At 33.1% G+C, this 16,980-nt stretch carries 18 protein-coding genes; 1 reads left to right on the forward strand and 17 read right to left on the reverse strand.

Annotation, left to right across the window (positions count from 1 at the left end):
* Nucleotides 1–217 precede the first annotated feature (217 nt).
* Nucleotides 218–1,609 carry a glycine--tRNA ligase gene (locus NSS86_RS06485; RefSeq protein ID WP_339302379.1) on the forward strand — a complete coding sequence of 464 codons (1,392 nt, stop codon included), beginning with the start codon at nt 218–220 and terminating at the stop codon, nt 1,607–1,609.
* Nucleotides 1,610–1,758: 149 nt separating this feature from the next.
* Here the strand turns inward: NSS86_RS06485 and recO are convergent, their stop codons facing one another.
* The 17 genes from recO to hrcA form a co-directional block, all read right to left on the reverse strand.
* Nucleotides 1,759–2,505 (reverse strand): DNA repair protein RecO, encoded by a 747-nt coding sequence (gene recO, locus NSS86_RS06490; RefSeq protein ID WP_001557361.1) that lies wholly within the window; start codon nt 2,503–2,505, stop codon nt 1,759–1,761.
* A gap of 27 nt (nt 2,506–2,532) precedes the next feature.
* Nucleotides 2,533–3,432: a GTPase Era gene (gene era, locus NSS86_RS06495; RefSeq protein WP_000134765.1), complete on the reverse strand. Its 900-nt coding sequence runs from the start codon at nt 3,430–3,432 to the stop codon at nt 2,533–2,535.
* Nucleotides 3,433–3,837 carry a cytidine deaminase gene (gene cdd, locus NSS86_RS06500; RefSeq protein WP_000121875.1) on the reverse strand — a complete coding sequence of 135 codons (405 nt, stop codon included), beginning with the start codon at nt 3,835–3,837 and terminating at the stop codon, nt 3,433–3,435. It abuts the gene before it with no gap.
* A gap of 10 nt (nt 3,838–3,847) precedes the next feature.
* Nucleotides 3,848–4,192, reverse strand: coding sequence for a diacylglycerol kinase (locus tag NSS86_RS06505; RefSeq protein ID WP_000819532.1), 345 nt, complete (start codon nt 4,190–4,192; stop codon nt 3,848–3,850).
* Between the two features lie 2 nt (nt 4,193–4,194).
* Nucleotides 4,195–4,662 carry an rRNA maturation RNase YbeY gene (ybeY, locus tag NSS86_RS06510; protein WP_000494134.1) on the reverse strand — a complete coding sequence of 156 codons (468 nt, stop codon included), beginning with the start codon at nt 4,660–4,662 and terminating at the stop codon, nt 4,195–4,197.
* Nucleotides 4,663–5,610, reverse strand: coding sequence for a PhoH family protein (locus NSS86_RS06515; protein WP_001117767.1), 948 nt, complete (start codon nt 5,608–5,610; stop codon nt 4,663–4,665). It lies immediately after the preceding gene.
* Nucleotides 5,611–5,913: 303 nt separating this feature from the next.
* Nucleotides 5,914–6,612, reverse strand: a complete 699-nt coding sequence (locus NSS86_RS06520) for a hypothetical protein (RefSeq protein WP_000110600.1) — start codon at nt 6,610–6,612, stop codon at nt 5,914–5,916.
* 16 nt (nt 6,613–6,628) lie between these two features.
* Nucleotides 6,629–7,618 (reverse strand): flotillin-like protein FloA, encoded by a 990-nt coding sequence (gene floA, locus NSS86_RS06525; RefSeq protein ID WP_000492108.1) that lies wholly within the window; start codon nt 7,616–7,618, stop codon nt 6,629–6,631.
* Between the two features lie 17 nt (nt 7,619–7,635).
* A complete protein-coding gene (locus NSS86_RS06530; RefSeq protein ID WP_001802667.1) occupies nt 7,636–8,319 on the reverse strand; it encodes an NfeD family protein in 684 nt (227 codons plus the stop codon).
* 243 nt (nt 8,320–8,562) lie between these two features.
* On the reverse strand, nt 8,563–8,739 hold the full coding sequence (gene rpsU / locus NSS86_RS06535) for a 30S ribosomal protein S21 (RefSeq protein ID WP_000048060.1): 177 nt from the start codon (nt 8,737–8,739) through the stop codon (nt 8,563–8,565).
* A 292-nt stretch (nt 8,740–9,031) separates the two neighbouring features.
* Nucleotides 9,032–10,378 (reverse strand): tRNA (N(6)-L-threonylcarbamoyladenosine(37)-C(2))-methylthiotransferase MtaB, encoded by a 1,347-nt coding sequence (gene mtaB / locus NSS86_RS06540; protein ID WP_000108667.1) that lies wholly within the window; start codon nt 10,376–10,378, stop codon nt 9,032–9,034.
* Between the two features lie 6 nt (nt 10,379–10,384).
* Complete coding sequence (locus tag NSS86_RS06545; protein ID WP_001190120.1) at nt 10,385–11,137, reverse strand: 16S rRNA (uracil(1498)-N(3))-methyltransferase; 753 nt, start codon at nt 11,135–11,137, stop codon at nt 10,385–10,387.
* 1 nt (nt 11,138) lies between these two features.
* Nucleotides 11,139–12,077: a 50S ribosomal protein L11 methyltransferase gene (prmA, locus tag NSS86_RS06550; protein ID WP_001104607.1), complete on the reverse strand. Its 939-nt coding sequence runs from the start codon at nt 12,075–12,077 to the stop codon at nt 11,139–11,141.
* Between the two features lie 3 nt (nt 12,078–12,080).
* The gene (gene dnaJ, locus NSS86_RS06555; protein ID WP_001119021.1) at nt 12,081–13,220 is read right to left on the reverse strand and encodes a molecular chaperone DnaJ; all 1,140 of its coding nucleotides are present in this window, start codon (nt 13,218–13,220) and stop codon (nt 12,081–12,083) included.
* Nucleotides 13,221–13,355: 135 nt separating this feature from the next.
* The gene (gene dnaK, locus NSS86_RS06560) at nt 13,356–15,188 is read right to left on the reverse strand and encodes a molecular chaperone DnaK (protein ID WP_000034716.1); all 1,833 of its coding nucleotides are present in this window, start codon (nt 15,186–15,188) and stop codon (nt 13,356–13,358) included.
* A gap of 68 nt (nt 15,189–15,256) precedes the next feature.
* Nucleotides 15,257–15,883, reverse strand: a complete 627-nt coding sequence (gene grpE / locus NSS86_RS06565) for a nucleotide exchange factor GrpE (protein ID WP_000182211.1) — start codon at nt 15,881–15,883, stop codon at nt 15,257–15,259.
* Nucleotides 15,884–15,914: 31 nt separating this feature from the next.
* Nucleotides 15,915–16,892, reverse strand: a complete 978-nt coding sequence (gene hrcA / locus NSS86_RS06570; RefSeq protein ID WP_000627144.1) for a heat-inducible transcriptional repressor HrcA — start codon at nt 16,890–16,892, stop codon at nt 15,915–15,917.
* Nucleotides 16,893–16,980 lie beyond the last annotated feature (88 nt).

Genomic DNA, 16,980 nt, shown 5'->3' on the forward strand with positions numbered 1-16,980 from the left:
TTAAGGATAGTGTAAGCTTAACAATAAGATTGGCGCAACGAATCATTTTAAAATAAAAGCGAGTGACTACACTAATTTGGGTGGAACCGCGGGTTAAATACGTAACTTATTTTGTATTATATACAATTTAAAATATTAACTCGTCCCATGGAAGTAAAGCATATTTACTATGCTGTTATTTTCCATGGGGCGTTTTCATGTATGAGGAGAGGTAATTATGGCAAAAGATATGGATACAATTTTTTCATTAGCAAAACACAGAGGTTTTGTGTTCCCTGGTAGTGATATTTACGGTGGTTTATCAAACACATGGGATTATGGTCCTTTAGGTGTTGAATTAAAGAATAATGTTAAAAAAGCTTGGTGGCAAAAATTCATTACACAATCACCGTTTAACGTTGGTATCGACGCTGCAATCTTAATGAATCCAAAAGTATGGGAAGCTTCAGGACACTTAAACAACTTCAACGACCCAATGATTGATAATAAAGATAGTAAAATTCGATATCGCGCTGATAAATTAATTGAAGATTATATGCAAGATGTTAAAGGTGATGAAAACTTCATTGCCGATGGTTTAAGTTTTGAACAAATGAAAAAAATTATTGACGATGAAGGTATTGTTTGTCCTGTAAGTAAAACTGCTAACTGGACTGAAATTCGCCAATTCAATTTAATGTTTAAAACATTCCAAGGTGTAACTGAAGATTCTACAAATGAAATTTTCTTACGTCCTGAAACAGCACAAGGTATTTTTGTAAACTATAAAAACGTGCAACGTTCAATGCGTAAAAAATTACCATTTGGTATCGGTCAAATTGGTAAATCATTCCGTAATGAAATCACTCCAGGTAACTTCATTTTCAGAACAAGAGAATTTGAACAAATGGAACTTGAATTCTTCTGTAAACCTGGAGAAGAAATCGAATGGCAAAATTATTGGAAAACTTTTGCAAGTGACTGGTTAACAAGCTTAAATATGAGCAGTGAAAATATGCGTTTACGTGATCATGATGAAGATGAATTATCTCATTACTCAAATGCAACAACTGATATTGAATATAAATTCCCATTTGGTTGGGGTGAGTTATGGGGTATCGCAAGTCGTACAGACTTCGACTTACGTAAACATGCTGAACACTCTGGTGAAGATTTCAGATACCATGATCCAGAAACGAACGAAAAATATATTCCATATTGTATCGAGCCATCACTTGGTGCAGATCGTGTAACATTAGCTTTCTTATGTGATGCATATGATGAAGAAGGCGTTGAAGGTAGTAAAGATGCACGTACAGTTTTACACTTCCATCCTGCATTAGCACCATATAAAGCAGCGATTTTACCTTTAAGTAAGAAATTATCTGGCGAAGCGATTAAGATTTTTGAGCAATTAAGTTCTAAATTCTCAATCGATTTCGATGAATCACAATCTATCGGTAAAAGATACCGTCGTCAAGATGAAATCGGTACACCTTATTGTGTAACATTCGACTTTGATTCATTAGAAGATAATCAAGTTACAGTACGTGACAGAGATTCAATGGAACAAGTTCGTATGCCAATCTCAGAGTTAGAAGCTTTCTTAACTGAAAAAACAAAATTCTAATTAAAAAGACTTTCCACCATATGTGGTGGCTATATAATTTATAAAAAGAGATACTGGTTAGTAAAATTGCCAGTATCTCTTTTCTATTCAAAAAGGTATTCAAATAAACACATCTATGTGGCTACTTGAATACCTTTTATTATTTTATGTTATTGTTCCAATCTTTTTAATTGGTTGATTAGTTTCTGACTTTTAAAAAACATACCTGCATATTCACGATATAACATTAAAATGATATCTGACATTTCATCAATAATTTCTTGATGGATATTCAATGAATTCATTTTATCTATCGGTAATTTTTGTAATACATCTAATAAATATAGTGTTTTATTCGATAATATAACTGCATGTACATCTTTAGAAGCCTCTTGCCTTGAAATCGCACCGTCAAACTTAAAACTATAACCTATTAAATCTGCTTGTGTGTCATTACCACTCACAGCACAGCGATTAAATGATGCAGTAAAACCAAATCGTTTCATGCACTTTAACATAACTACGACTGACATTAACTGTGCAGATGTACCTGATTCTATTTTTTCAAGAACAAATTGTAATAATTGATAGTTATATGGTGCAATGTCACCTTCATCCATTGAGCGCTCAATAGTTTCAGCTGCCAGAGAGGCATAACTGCTTACGTAAAGGTCCATTTGTAATTTATAATGTTGACTAATAACATCTACAGAATTTAACGTTCCCATACCTCGCCACTGATTGTAAATAAACAAACCATAAACAAACAATTGCGTTTGCGCTTGTAAACCCGTCTTAACTTTTTTAGCACGCCTTGCCATAAGTGGTACTTTTGCACCATGCTCATTTAAAATCGTGATAATTTTATCAGATTCACCATAATCAACTGCTTTGATGATAATCCCTTTTTGGCGCATTAACAATTATCTTCACCACTTTTAAGATTAATCTTGGTCTTCAACATAACCAATTTGGCGAATAAAGTTAACTTTGTTTCGCCAGTCTCTTTGAACTTTGACCCATAATTCTAAGTATACTTTAGAGCCTAGAAGCATTTCTATATCACGTCTCGCACGTTTTCCTACTTCTTTTAACTTTTTACCGCCTTTTCCAATGACAATTCCTTTTTGCGAATCTCTTTCAACATATATAGTTGCTTCGATATGAACACGATCTTCGCTTTCTTTAACCATACGGTCCACATTAACACCAATCGCATGAGGGATTTCTTCACTTGTAAGATGAAGGATTTTTTCACGAATGATTTCACCCACTACAAATTGTTCAGGATGGTCTGAAATTTGATCATCTGGATAATATTTAGGTCCTTCGGGTAAATACGTCTTTAAAACATCAATAAAATGATCTACATTTAGCCCTTCTAATGCTGAAATAGGTACAATCTCTGTAAAGTCCATATAACTTTGATATTCTTCAATCTTTGGCATTAATTCATCTGGATGCACTAAATCTATTTTATTTAATACTAAAAATACTGGTGTCTTAACATTTTTCAACATTTCTATAATATATTCATCGCCTCGTCCAATTTCCTCATTGGCATTAACCATAAACATGATTGCATCTATTTCAGATAATGTATTTTTAGCGACTTTCATCATATAGTCACCTAATTTGTGTTTAGGTTTATGAATACCTGGCGTATCAATGAATATAATTTGCGCGTCATCTCTTGTCATAACACCTTGAATTTTATTTCTAGTTGTTTGAGCTTTATCGGACATGATTGCTATTTTATGGCCAATCACTCTATTAACAAATGTTGACTTCCCTACATTTGGTCTACCTATAATTGAAACAAATCCTGATTTATGTTCTGTCATTTATTCTAAATCCTTTCCTGAAAATCCAAATGGTAGTAACTCTGCGACTGTCATCATAACCATATCTCCTTTATGATTTGTCATATACACAGGCATATCATCATCACATAATTCCTTTAAAACTTGACGACATGCACCACAAGGTGATGACGGTTTATCTGCATCTACGGTTACAGTTATTGATTCAAAATCACCTGGTCTGTATCCTTGAGAAATTGCCGATACCAAACTAGCTCGTTCAGCACATATCGATAATGGATAAGAAGCATTTTCTACATTGGTACCATAAAAAGTTCTACCGTCTTTCGTTTTTAAATAAGCCCCTACTTTAAATTGACTGTATGGCGAATATGATTCTTGTTGTGCTTTTCTAACTTCTTGAAAATAATGAGGTTGATAACTCATATATGCCTCCCTAAAATAACGCTATAAAATGTGGTAAAAATACTATTAAACCTATAATAAATGCTAATATTGAAACTATAAGTACACTAAAAGCCGCTATATCTTTTGCGTATTTAGCTAAATCATGATATTCAACGGTCACTAAATCGACAACATATTCAATAGCAGTGTTTAAAGCTTCAACAGTGAGAACTAATGCAATAGCAATGAGTATAAATATCCACTCAATACGATTAATATTTAGTACGAGACCAAAGACAATAGCAACAATCATTGCAAACACATGTAAAAGAAATTTATAGTCTTTTTGAATTAAGATTTTCAGCCCATCAAGTGCATATTTAAACCTTTTCATAATTAGTCTCGTGTTAATCCATAAGCGTTTAATATTGTATCTTGTCGACCAAACATTTCCTTTTCATCCGCTTCAGTCATATGATCATAACCTAATAGATGCAAAAATCCATGTAATGCTAAAAATCCTAATTCTCGTTCAAAAGAATGTCCGTAATTGTTTGCTTGTTCTTGCGCTACATCCGTACAGATAATTATATCCCCTAAAACACGTGGTATATCAAGACCACTAAAATCAATCTCTGGCTCATCTTCTTCTAAAGCAAATGAGATTACATCTGTAACTTTATCTTTATCTCTATATGTTCGATTAATTTCTTGTATTTCTTGTTTATCTACAAATGTAACAGAAAGCTCAGCATCGTCTTCTATATGCTCTTCTTTTTTAGCAAATTCTAATAAATCTTCAATTTGTTTATACCACGCATCTTTAACTAAGCCTGTGTGATCGCTAAAATCTATCGTAAACATTTAATTCTCTCCTTCATAATGTTCAATGATCTTACTTACCAATGGATGTCTTACTACATCGCTCTGATCTAATTTCAATATACTTATACCTTTAACGTTGTGTAACCTACTGACCGCTTCCTTAAGTCCACTTTTAACACCTTTAGGTAAATCGATTTGAGTTTGGTCACCAGTAACTACCATTTTTGAGCCAAAACCTAGTCTTGTTAAAAACATTTTCATTTGCGCATGTGTCGTATTCTGCGCCTCATCAAGAATTACAAATGCATCTTCTAATGTTCGTCCGCGCATATATGCAAGTGGCGCTATTTCGATAATGCCTCTTTCAATAAATCGCTCTGTTTGTTCACGCCCAAGAACAGTATATAGACCATCATATAAAGGTCTTAAATATGGATCTACCTTTTCTTTCAAATCTCCTGGTAAAAATCCAAGTGACTCTCCTGCTTCAACAGCAGGTCTTGTTAATACAATACGTTTAACAGCACCTTTACGGAGTTGCTTTGCTGCATAAACTACAGCTAAGAATGTCTTACCTGTACCAGCAGGACCTATACCAAATACTAAATCATTATTTTTCATGGCATTAACATATATACGTTGCCCCATCGTTTTCGCACGAATCGTCTTACCAAATGCATCTTTAGTTATCTCTTCATCATATAAATCTAACAGATGTTGAATTGTGTTATTATGCGCCATTTTAATAGCTGCTTCAACATCTTTAATTGTAATATTATTACCTAAATCAATAACCTTCAGCAAATTGATTAATACTGATTCCGCTTTTTCTACGTTTTCTATTTTTGTACCTTTAACGGCAACTTCTTGTCCTCTTGCATGGATGACAACATCGAAACTCTCTTCAATTGCTTTTAAATGTTCATCATTATTTCCAATTAAAGCTTGAGATTGGTTCATATCGTCTATTTGTATAATTCCAGGCATACACGCGCTCCTTTTCATATATCATTTATATTCATTCTATGATGCTTTAATATCTACTTAATTATATCATGCAATTGATTGATTTAAACATCTTTGCATTGACTTACTCATTTTTCTTTAATTTAAAATAATCATTTATACTTTTCACCTTGTCATAAAAGCAGTTTCAATTTTAGACTAATCAATTTTTTGCTGTAATTTAAATAACTAATATTTCTCGAAAGATTCTCTTTGTTTTTTAATTTTTCTTAACGTAAAAAAACAAGCAACTACCATTACGATAGTGCTTGTTTTCAAAAAATTTTATAATTGTTTTGGTTTAGCTAAAATTTCTGACCATATCATACCATTGATTACTTCATCTTTATCAAATTGGAACGCTGATTTAGTCAAATCTTTTTCGACATTTTGAGAATTAAGCAACTGCTTTAATTTCAAACGTTTTGTACGTTCAGATAAGTATTTATCCTCAATAATATCTCTAGCACGTTTTTCCATTTTAGCAATTTGCTTTTCTTTTTCTCTATCAATGTCAGTACGAATCGTTTTAATATCATCTCTAAGTGATTTTTCTAATTGACGTCTAATTTCGTCAGAATTATCTTGTCTAGAAGGTCTATGTTTCTGCTCCACCGGTTCTGCTTTAGGCACTGTAATTGGTTTCTCTGTCATCGGTTTTGTTTCTGGTTGTTTTTTAGGTGCCATAGGTTCTACAACAGGTTTCGATTTAGGCTCTTCCTTTGGAAGTTCATCGAATAAAGGTGGTAACGTATCATCATATTTTCGTTTCGATGATTTCTTTTCTTCTTCATTTAATTCTTCACTTATTTCTTTAAACGTTCGCTCAATTTCTTCAAAAAAGCCACCTTTTTTTGGTTCATTATCGGTAGATGTTTTTTGAGGTGGCTTTTGATTTTGTCTATCTTTATGACTATTTTCGCGCATAGTAGTAATGATAGAAATGATCACTGATATGACAAAAATTAGAATACCGACACTCATTTAATCACCTCTCGACTTAATGTTCAGGTGACTCATCATCACTTTGATCAGTTCGTTTATTAATTGCATTTCTCATGCCTGTATCAGCTTCGATATTTTTCAAATTATAATAATCTTTAACACTGATATTACCTGAACGTAATGCTTCAGCCATAGCTAATGGTACTTCAGATTCGGCTTCAACTACTTTAGCATGCATTTCTTGTACACGCGCTTTCATTTCTTGCTCAGTTGCTACAGCCATAGCTCTACGTTCTTCAGCTTTTGCTTGTGCAATATTTTTGTCTGCTAATGCTTGTTCAGTTTGTAAGTCTGCACCAATATTTTTACTAATATCAACGTCAGCAATATCAATTGATAAAATTTCAAATGCAGTACCTGAATCTAAACCTTTGCTTAAAACTGTTTTAGAAATATTATCTGGGTTTTCAAGTACTTCTGTATGATGCTTACTAGAACCAATTGTTGAAACGATACCTTCACCAACACGTGCGATGATTGTTTCTTCACCTGCACCACCAACAAGTCGAGCAATATTAGCTCTAACTGTGATACGAGCTTTGGCTTTCACTTCAATACCGTTCATTGCTACACCTGCGATAAATGGTGTTTCAATGACTTTAGGATTAACAGACATTTGAACCGCTTCTAATACGTCACGTCCTGCAAGGTCAATTGCAGCAGCACGTTCGAAAGGAAGATCAATGTCAGCACGTTGTGCAGCAATATTAGCATCAACAACTCTGTCAACATTTCCTCCTGCTAGATAATGCGATTCTAATTGGTTTGTTGTTAATGCTAGTCCTGCTTTGTGCGCTTTAATTAATGGCGCTATAACTTTTCTTGGAGATACACGACGTAAACGCATACCAACCAATGTACCTATACCAACATGAACGCCAGCTGCTAACGCTGAAATCCACAAACCAATCGGTACAAATGAGAATAAAATAAGTAATGCAACTATTATAATAACTGCTATTACGATAAAACTTAAACTAAACATGGTATCGCTCCTTTTAATTAATCTACTTCCCTCACAACTACTCTTGTTCCTTCAACTTCAAGGATTTTCACCGTTTTATTGCGTAAAATAAAGTTGCCATCTGAAACAGCATCAATACGTTCATTTTCACAAAAAATAATCCCTGCAGGTCGAAGATCTGTAACTGTTTGAGCAGTCTTTCCTACGAGGTGCGAGCGGTTATCATGAGAATTGTAACCTGACTCAGAATTAGTTGAATCTTTTAAGATAACCTTATCCAAAAACGGAATCTTTCTGTTGAAAATCTTCACTAATATCACCCATTCTACAATCGTTAAAATCAAGGCAACGATAACATTCGCAAGCATAAATAGCAAATTATCACCGAGCGTTGTTATGCTTATAGTTATCAGTATCATGCCAATAATACCAATTACTGCACCAACTACAAATAATTCAATTACAACTAATATAACGCCAATTGAGAATATTAAGATAGAATGCATATTGACATTTCCTTGGATTAGAAATCCCAAAAATAAAATAAGTAATGATAATGTGGCGATAATACCAGCTGCATTGATTTTTTTAGAGTAAAGTTGATATACAAATCCTAAGAATGTCAAACAGGTTAATATTAACGTAAAAATAGGTTGAACAATTATATTACTAACTTGTTCAACCCAAGTATCTCCAGCCGTTGATTCCAAGATAGTTGTCATTTGTAAAAAATTATTATAACTCACAATTTCACCTCGCCCTCACATTAATTATACATGAAATTGAATATACTTTATAGTTATAAGAACCTATAGAATATCAATTTGATTATTTATAAACTATATAACTTTTTTTAATTAAAAATTGACAACAAAAAAACATCACATATTAGTGTCAGACACTAACTTGTGATGTTTATTTTATATAATTAATATTCGTGTTGAGGGAGTCAACAGAGGTATTAATTATTTGAATTTACGTTTACGTGCAGCTTCTGATTTCTTTTTACGTTTTACGCTTGGTTTTTCGTAAAATTCACGTTTACGTACTTCTTGGATTGTTCCACTTTTAGAAACTGAACGTTTAAATCTACGTAACGCATCTTCAAGTGATTCATTTTTACGTACTACTGTTTTAGACATCTGTATTTCCCTCCCTCCAAATATCAACGGAACTTTATAGTCAATTGCACAGTAAAACTATGCATTTATAAGTATAATATATCTGTAATTTATGGTCAATTAGTAAATTGTTTTTTATTTGAAACATATTTCACATCAAAATCACAAAGACTTTTAGATTTTGTTCTAAAAATCTCTTAATAATTTATTTAATGAGAAGAGTTGCTTATATAGTAAATTGTGAAGCCGTTAAAACAACGTTACAAAACCTATATCTTTAATACGGAACCTTATGGTATGAATCAAGGAATACTTAAACTAAAACTTCTCTATCAGATTTATTTGTTGCGAAATCAACAACTTTAATTGCTTGCCCTTCATTTAATGGATAATTTGCTTGCGTAATTTTAACTTTTACAATTTGACCTATGAGTGATTCGTCACCTTCAAATTGTACTTTCATATAATTATCTGCATATCCAACTAATGTACCTTCTGTGTCACCCTGTTCCTCAGGAATTACTTCAAGCACATCTTGATCAAATTTAGACGCATATAACTTTCCGAGTTGATTGCTTAGCGTAATTAACTTATGCACGCGTTCATTTTTAATTTCTTCATCAATTTGGTCATCCATTCTTGCAGCTGGCGTGCCAATTCTAGGAGAATAAGGGAAAACATGCAGTTCAGAGAACTTATGCTTTACGATAAAATCATATGTTTCTTGGAACTCTGCTTCAGTTTCACCTGGGAAACCAACAATTACATCACTCGTAACTGCCAAGTCTGGTAAAGCTTTATGCAATTTTGTTAATCGTTCTGAAAATCTATCCATTGTATACTTACGTCTCATACGTTTTAATACTGTATCTGAACCAGATTGTAATGGAATATGCAAATGACGCACAACTTTTGTTGAACGTTCTAAAACGTCAATTACTTCATCTGTAAGTTGACTTGCTTCAATTGAAGAAATTCGAATTCGTTCTAATCCATTAATCGTTTCAAGATCACGTAATAATTGGGCCAAGTTATAATCTTTTAAATCTTGACCATATCCACCTGTATGAATTCCCGTCAATACAATTTCCTTATATCCTGAATTCACTAGTTGCGTCGCTTGTTCAACTACTTTTTCCGGATCTCTTGAACGCATTAAGCCACGAGCCCATGGAATAATACAGAATGTGCAGAAGTTGTTACAACCTTCTTGAATTTTTAATGACGCACGTGTTCTATCTGTAAAATATGGAACATCTAATTCTTCATATTTACGATTTTTCATGATATTTCCAACACCATTAATTGGTTGGCGTTCTTTACGGAATTCATCAATGTAACCTAATAGTTTATGTCTATCTTGTGTACCAACTACTACATCGACACCAGGAATTTCCATAATTTCAGCTGATGAAGTTTGCGCATAACAACCTGTTACACAGATTACAGCATCAGGATTTTGTCTTATTGCACGTCTAATTATTTGACGACTTTTTTTATCACCTGTATTCGTTACTGTACAAGTATTAATAACAAATACATCAGCATTCGCTTCAAAGTCAACGCGCTCATAGTTTGCTTCTTTAAATAATTGCCAGATTGCTTCAGTTTCATAATGGTTTACTTTACAACCTAATGTGTGAAACGCAACTGTTGACATAAATATTCACCCCATTAATTCTTTTTCATAACTTATTGCACTTAACGCATACAATGGCGCAGTTTCTGCCCGTAAAATTCTCGGTCCAAGACCAACAACTGTACTAGTATTACTAAATAATGAAATTTCATTTTCTGACAAACCACCCTCAGGACCAAAAATCATCAACACTTTATCCTGAGCCTTGAATTGTTGTAAAGTTTGCTTGAAATTGCTTAACTCACCATCTTTTGCTTCCTCTTCATATGCAATAAGAATATAGTCATAATTATCAATAGTATCACAAATTAATTTTAAATTCGACTCGAATTGAATAGATGGAATCACTAAACGATAGCTTTGTTCAGCAGCTTCTTTAATTATTTTTTGCCAACGCTCTATCTTTTTGACAACTTTCGCCTCGTTTAATTTAACAATTGAGCGTTCCATGCTCACAGCTATAAATGATGAAGCACCCAATTCAGTAGCTTTTTGTAGCAACCACTCATATTTGTCAGCTTTAATTAGTCCACTGCAAATCGTAACATCAACTGGCAATTCTGTATTAATATTTTGTTTTTCTTTTAAATCAACTGCAATTTTATCACTTGTTATGTCAGCAATTTCACATAAATAAACTGTTTGATCATTAAAAGTTAAAATAATTTTACTACCAACATCATATCTCATTACATTTGTTATATGATGAATATCTTCTTTTTTTGTAATAAAAAAACGCTGACTTACATCAGCGTTTTGGTCTATGAAATAACGTTGCACATTATTCACTCACTTTCTGGCCAACAAGACAAACCCAACCATTGTCATGTTGTTCTGAAATAATTTTAAAACCTACACGCTCCATATGTGACTGTATACCTTCATACTTCTCTTTTATAATACCAGAAGTAATAAAATAACCGCCTTCATTTAGAGTATTATAAGCATCTTCAATCATTTCATCAATAATATGCGCTAAAATATTTGCTATTACAATATCAAATTTTTCTGTTTCGTCTTTCAATAAGTTACCTGGAACAGCTTCAATTAACGTTTCACAATGATTTCTTCTGAAGTTTTCTTTAGCTACACTCACTGCCATTTCATCAATATCCAACGCTTTAATACGTTTTACACCGATTAGATGACTTGCAATACTTAATATACCTGAGCCAGTACCAACATCAATTACTGAATGCTGTGGCAATACATATGTTTCTATTGCCTTCAAACACATACTTGTAGTCGGATGATCGCCTGTTCCAAAAGCCATACCTGGGTCGAGCTCAATGCAAAGCTCTTCATCCGCTTCTTTAGCATATGTTTCCCAACTAGGAACTATTGTGAACTTCTTCGACGCTCGGAATGGATGGAAATAGTTTTTCCATTCATTTTCCCAATCCGTCTCTGCAATAATTTGCTCACTGAATTGAATGTTATGTTGATCAAGTTCATCTAAATTTAATAACTCATCTTTAATTTGCTGTCGCAACTTATCATCATAAGTCATTTCATTAAAATAGGCTTTCAATCTTACTCCCTTATCTGGATAATCCTCTTTTTTCAAAGCGTAAATTTCACCGTATTTATCTTCTGGTTGGTTAATTAAATCATCTGAATCTTCTATCACGACACCATTTGATCCATGATTTTCAAGTATATTGGTAGCCAATTCTACTGCTTCATGATTAATAATAATTGAAAGCTCTGTCCAGTTCATACTTTATTCTCCCTTAAAGAATCTTTTTGCTCTATCTTTAAAATTCGAAGGTTGTTCATTAATTTCTTCACCATTTAATTGGGCAAATTCTTTCATTAGTTCTTTTTGTCTATCTGTTAATTTAGTAGGCGTTACTACTTTAATATCAACATATAAATCTCCGTATCCATAGCCATGAACATTTTTTATACCCTTTTCTTTTAAGCGGAATTGCTTACCTGTTTGTGTACCAGCAGGGATTGTTAACATAACTTCATTATTTAATGTTGGTATTTTTATTTCATCGCCTAAAGCTGCTTGTGGGAAGCTAACATTTAATTTGTAATAAATATCATCACCATCACGTTTAAATGTTTCAGATGGTTTAACTCTAAATACTACGTATAAATCACCAGCAGGTCCTCCATTCACGCCTGGAGAGCCTTCACCAGCTAATCTAATTTGTTGTTCATTGTCGACACCTTCAGGTACTTTCACTTCTAATTTAACTGTTTTATTTTCAGTACCTTTTCCGTGACATGTTGGACAAGCTTCTTCAAATTCTTGACCACTTCCATTACATTTAGGACAAACTTGTTCAGTACGAACTCTACCTAAAATTGTGTTTTGTTCTACAGCTACATGACCAGCGCCATTACAGTAACTACAAGTCTTTTTACTTGTTCCAGGCTTTGCACCATCACCATGACATGTTTCGCATGTTACATCTTTACGGATTGAAATTTCTTTTGTTGTACCAAATACCGCTTCTTCAAATGTTAATGTCATTGTATACTGAAGATCATCACCTTTTTGCGGTGCATTTGGATCTCTTTGTCTGCCGCCACCGAAGAAAGAGCTAAAGATATCTTCAAAACCGCCGCCACCGAAGCCACTAAAACCGCCAAAGTCAGAGCCATTGAATCCTTGTCCACCAAAACCTTGTGGACCATCATGTCCAAATTGATCATAGCTTGCGCGTTTATTATCATCACTTAAAACTTCATAGGCTTCAGAAATTTCTTTAAACTTTTCATCTGCACCTTCTTCTTTGTTAATATCTGGATGATATTTTTTCGAAAGCTTTCGATACGCTTTTTTGATTTCATCTTTTGAAGCATCTTTACTAATGCCTAAAACTTCATAATAGTCTCTTTTGGCCACAGCTATCTCTCCTTTTCTTAATTAACTCATATAGTTTAACGTAATATGTCATACTATCCAAATAAAAAGCCAAAGCCAATGTTCTATTGACTTTGACTTTTCAGATCATGACAACATTCTAATTGTATTGTTTAATTATTTTTTGTCGTCGTCTTTTACTTCTTTAAATTCAGCATCTTCTACAGTACTATCGTTGTTTTGACCAGCATTTGCACCTTGTGCTTGTTGTTGCTGTTGAGCCGCTTGCTCATATACTTTTGCTGATAATTCTTGAATCACTTTTTCAAGTTCTTCTTTTTTAGATTTAATATCTTCTATATCTTGACCTTCTAAAGCAGTTTTAAGAGCGTCTTTTTTCTCTTCAGCAGATTTTTTATCTTCTTCACCAATATTTTCGCCTAAATCAGTTAAAGTTTTTTCAACTTGGAATACTAGACTGTCAGCTTCGTTTCTTAAGTCTACTTCTTCACGACGTTTTTTATCTGCTTCAGCGTTAACTTCAGCATCTTTTACCATACGGTCGATTTCTTCGTCTGATAATGAAGAACTTGATTGAATTGTAATTCTTTGTTCTTTATTTGTACCTAAGTCTTTTGCAGTTACATTTACAATACCGTTTTTATCGATATCAAACGTTACTTCAATTTGAGGTTTACCACGTTCAGCTGGTGGAATATCAGTCAATTGGAATCTACCAAGTGTTTTATTATCCGCAGCCATTGGACGTTCACCTTGTAATACGTGTACATCTACTGATGGTTGATTATCTACTGCTGTTGAATAGATTTGAGATTTAGATGTAGGAATCGTAGTGTTACGTTCAATTAACGTATTCATACGTCCACCTAAAATTTCAATACCTAAAGATAGTGGTGTTACGTCTAATAATACTACGTCTTTAACGTCACCTGTGATAACGCCACCTTGGATTGCAGCTCCCATTGCCACTACTTCGTCCGGGTTTACACCTTTGTTAGGTTCTTTACCGATTTCTTTTTTGACAGCTTCTTGTACTGCTGGAATACGAGTTGATCCACCAACTAAGATAACTTCATCGATATCTGAGTTTGTTAAGCCAGCGTCTTTCATTGCTTGGCGTGTAGGTTCCATTGTTCTTCTAATTAATGAATCTGATAATTCTTCAAATTTAGAACGAGTTAAGTTTACTTCTAAGTGTAATGGACCGTTTTCACCAGCTGAGATAAATGGTAATGAGATTTGAGTTTGTGATACACCTGATAAGTCTTTTTTAGCTTTTTCAGCAGCATCTTTCAAACGTTGTAATGCCATTTTATCTTGAGATAAGTCTACGCCATTTTCTTTTTTGAATTCTGCAACTAGGTAGTCAATAATTACTTGGTCAAAATCATCACCGCCAAGTTTGTTGTCACCGGCTGTTGATAGTACTTCGAATACACCGTCACCTAATTCTAGGATAGATACGTCAAATGTACCGCCACCTAAGTCAAAAACAAGAACTTTTTCATCTTTATCAGTTTTATCTAAACCATATGCTAATGCTGCAGCTGTTGGTTCATTAATGATACGCTCAACTTCTAAACCAGCAATTTTACCAGCATCTTTAGTTGCTTGACGTTCAGCGTCGTTAAAGTATGCAGGTACTGTAATTACAGCTTTGTCAACTTTCTCACCTAAATAGCTTTCAGCTGTATTTTTTAAGTTTTGTAAAATCATAGCTGAGATTTCTTGTGGTGTGTATGATTTACCTTCAATATCTACTTTATAATCAGTACCCATATGACGTTTAATAGATTGAACAGTGTTTGGGTTTGTAATAGCTTGACGTTTAGCTACTTCACCAACTTGAGTTTCTCCATTTTTGAAAGCTACAACAGATGGTGTTGTACGTGAACCTTCAGGGTTTTGAATTACTTTTGGCTCATCGCCTTCTAATACTGTTACACATGAATTTGTTGTACCTAAGTCTATACCAATAATTTTACTCATAATAAAATTCCTCCATTTAATCATTAAATTAATTTAATTTTAAACAATGTCTTTTCGCCAAATTTAAGTTATTGGTTTACTTTGACCATTGATGGTCTTAATACTCTATCTTTAAGCTTGTATCCTTTTTGTAGTTCTTGAGTGATTTCGCCAGATTCAAAATCAGGGTTATCATCTTGAACTACAGCTTGGTGAATATTTGGATCAAATGCTTCACCTTCAGTTTTAATAACTTCAAGACCATTATCTTTTAGTGCGTTAATCAAACTTTCATGCACCATTTGTACACCTTTTTGAAGAGATTTAAAAGTCTCATCATCACCTTCAATTTGAAGTGCACGTTCTATATTGTCTATTGCTGGTAAAATATCTGTTAACACACGTTGTGCTTGATATGTTTTATTTATTTCATTTTCTTTTTGAATTCTACGCTTATAATTTTCAAACTCAGCGTAGAGCCTTAAATATTTCTCTTCGTTTTCATCTGCTAATTGTTGAAGTTCATTAATTTTTTGATCTTTTGGATCTATTTCTTCAATAACATTCTCGTCAGACGTTTCTTCTATTGCTTCATCTTGTAAATGACCTTTACTTTCTTCAGCTTGTTCAACTGAATCATCAATATTTTGTTTGATGTTTGTTTCTTCAACTGTTGATTCAGTGTTTTTTTCAACTGATTCGTCTTTATTTGTCATTTTCTGTCCTCCAATACTTTCTAATCCATCATTACCAAATTCTATTTAATAATTGAATGACATTTTGATAATGCATAGCTGTAGGTCCAATCACAGCGATTTGACCTTTTAACGTTTCATCAAAATGATATTGACTTGTTACAATTGAAATATCACTTAAGCTGTCATCAATTTCATTACCAATTTTTACATTAATATTTGGCGAAGATATATCTTGTAATAATTCTGCAATTCTATTTGATTCTATATATTGTAGAATGGGCTGAATTGAAGATACATTACTTTCATTCAATGCATCAATAAGTTTAACCTTTCCACCCATATAAATGCTATTACTTTGATTAGAAATATGATTATTCATCGTATTTATCAATTTATTGATAAATATTTCTTCCTGCTCTGATTGAACAAAAGAGACAATATCATCTTGTAAATTCTGATTAAACTCAGTTAGTTTGTTAGTAACAAAATTTGATATTGTATTTAGTTTATCATTACTAAACGGTATGTCTGAAGCAAGATGTACATGCTCAACATGACCTGATGAAAATACGATAACCATTATAACTAAATTAGGATTAGCACGAATCAAATGTACATTATTGATAATATCTTGTTTATGATTAGGATGAACAACTAAAGTTGTATATTGAGATATATTTGATAATTCATCTGCAAAATATGTCAATGCTGATGATACATCATATTGATTCTCAACTAACAATTGATTTAATCGTCTTAATTTATTTGTTTTTTGATGAGATGTTTGTTCAAGTAAACGATTGACATAATACCTAAAACCTAATTGTGATGGCGAACGCCCTGAAGAACTATGTGTCTTTTCGATATAGTTTAAATCTTCAAGCTGTTTCATCTCATTTCTAATTGTAGCAGGACTAACATTCAAGTTATGTCGCTCAATTAGTGTTTTAGAACCAACGGGTTGTCCAAAATCAACATAATCCTCAACAATTGCGTTTAATATACTCAATTGCCTATCTGTAATCATGTTTTCACCTCATTAGCACTCACTTATCTCAAGTGCTAATTATAATTTATCAAATTGGTCAAAGTAAGTCAATGTTAAAGACTCGAAA

Source organism: Staphylococcus sp. FSL W8-0056 (genome assembly GCF_037963075.1).
GTDB classification, from domain to species: domain Bacteria; phylum Bacillota; class Bacilli; order Staphylococcales; family Staphylococcaceae; genus Staphylococcus; species Staphylococcus aureus.

Coding starts and splice junctions, on each gene's coding strand:
- NSS86_RS06520 (WP_000110600.1), bottom strand. CDS start 6,612: ATGAGTGTCGGTATTCTAATTTTTGTCATATCAGTGATCATTTCTATC.
- NSS86_RS06530 (WP_001802667.1), bottom strand. CDS start 8,319: ATGACAACTATCTTGGAATCAACGGCTGGAGATACTTGGGTTGAACAA.
- mtaB (WP_000108667.1), bottom strand. CDS start 10,378: ATGTCAACAGTTGCGTTTCACACATTAGGTTGTAAAGTAAACCATTAT.
- floA (WP_000492108.1), bottom strand. CDS start 7,618: ATGTTTAGTTTAAGTTTTATCGTAATAGCAGTTATTATAATAGTTGCA.
- prmA (WP_001104607.1), bottom strand. CDS start 12,077: ATGAACTGGACAGAGCTTTCAATTATTATTAATCATGAAGCAGTAGAA.
- ybeY (WP_000494134.1), bottom strand. CDS start 4,662: ATGTTTACGATAGATTTTAGCGATCACACAGGCTTAGTTAAAGATGCG.
- recO (WP_001557361.1), bottom strand. CDS start 2,505: ATGCGCCAAAAAGGGATTATCATCAAAGCAGTTGATTATGGTGAATCT.
- rpsU (WP_000048060.1), bottom strand. CDS start 8,739: ATGTCTAAAACAGTAGTACGTAAAAATGAATCACTTGAAGATGCGTTA.
- era (WP_000134765.1), bottom strand. CDS start 3,432: ATGACAGAACATAAATCAGGATTTGTTTCAATTATAGGTAGACCAAAT.
- hrcA (WP_000627144.1), bottom strand. CDS start 16,892: ATGATTACAGATAGGCAATTGAGTATATTAAACGCAATTGTTGAGGAT.
- NSS86_RS06505 (WP_000819532.1), bottom strand. CDS start 4,192: ATGAAAAGGTTTAAATATGCACTTGATGGGCTGAAAATCTTAATTCAA.
- NSS86_RS06515 (WP_001117767.1), bottom strand. CDS start 5,610: ATGCCTGGAATTATACAAATAGACGATATGAACCAATCTCAAGCTTTA.
- dnaK (WP_000034716.1), bottom strand. CDS start 15,188: ATGAGTAAAATTATTGGTATAGACTTAGGTACAACAAATTCATGTGTA.
- NSS86_RS06485 (WP_339302379.1), top strand. CDS start 218: ATGGCAAAAGATATGGATACAATTTTTTCATTAGCAAAACACAGAGGT.
- grpE (WP_000182211.1), bottom strand. CDS start 15,883: ATGACAAATAAAGACGAATCAGTTGAAAAAAACACTGAATCAACAGTT.
- cdd (WP_000121875.1), bottom strand. CDS start 3,837: ATGAGTTATCAACCTCATTATTTTCAAGAAGTTAGAAAAGCACAACAA.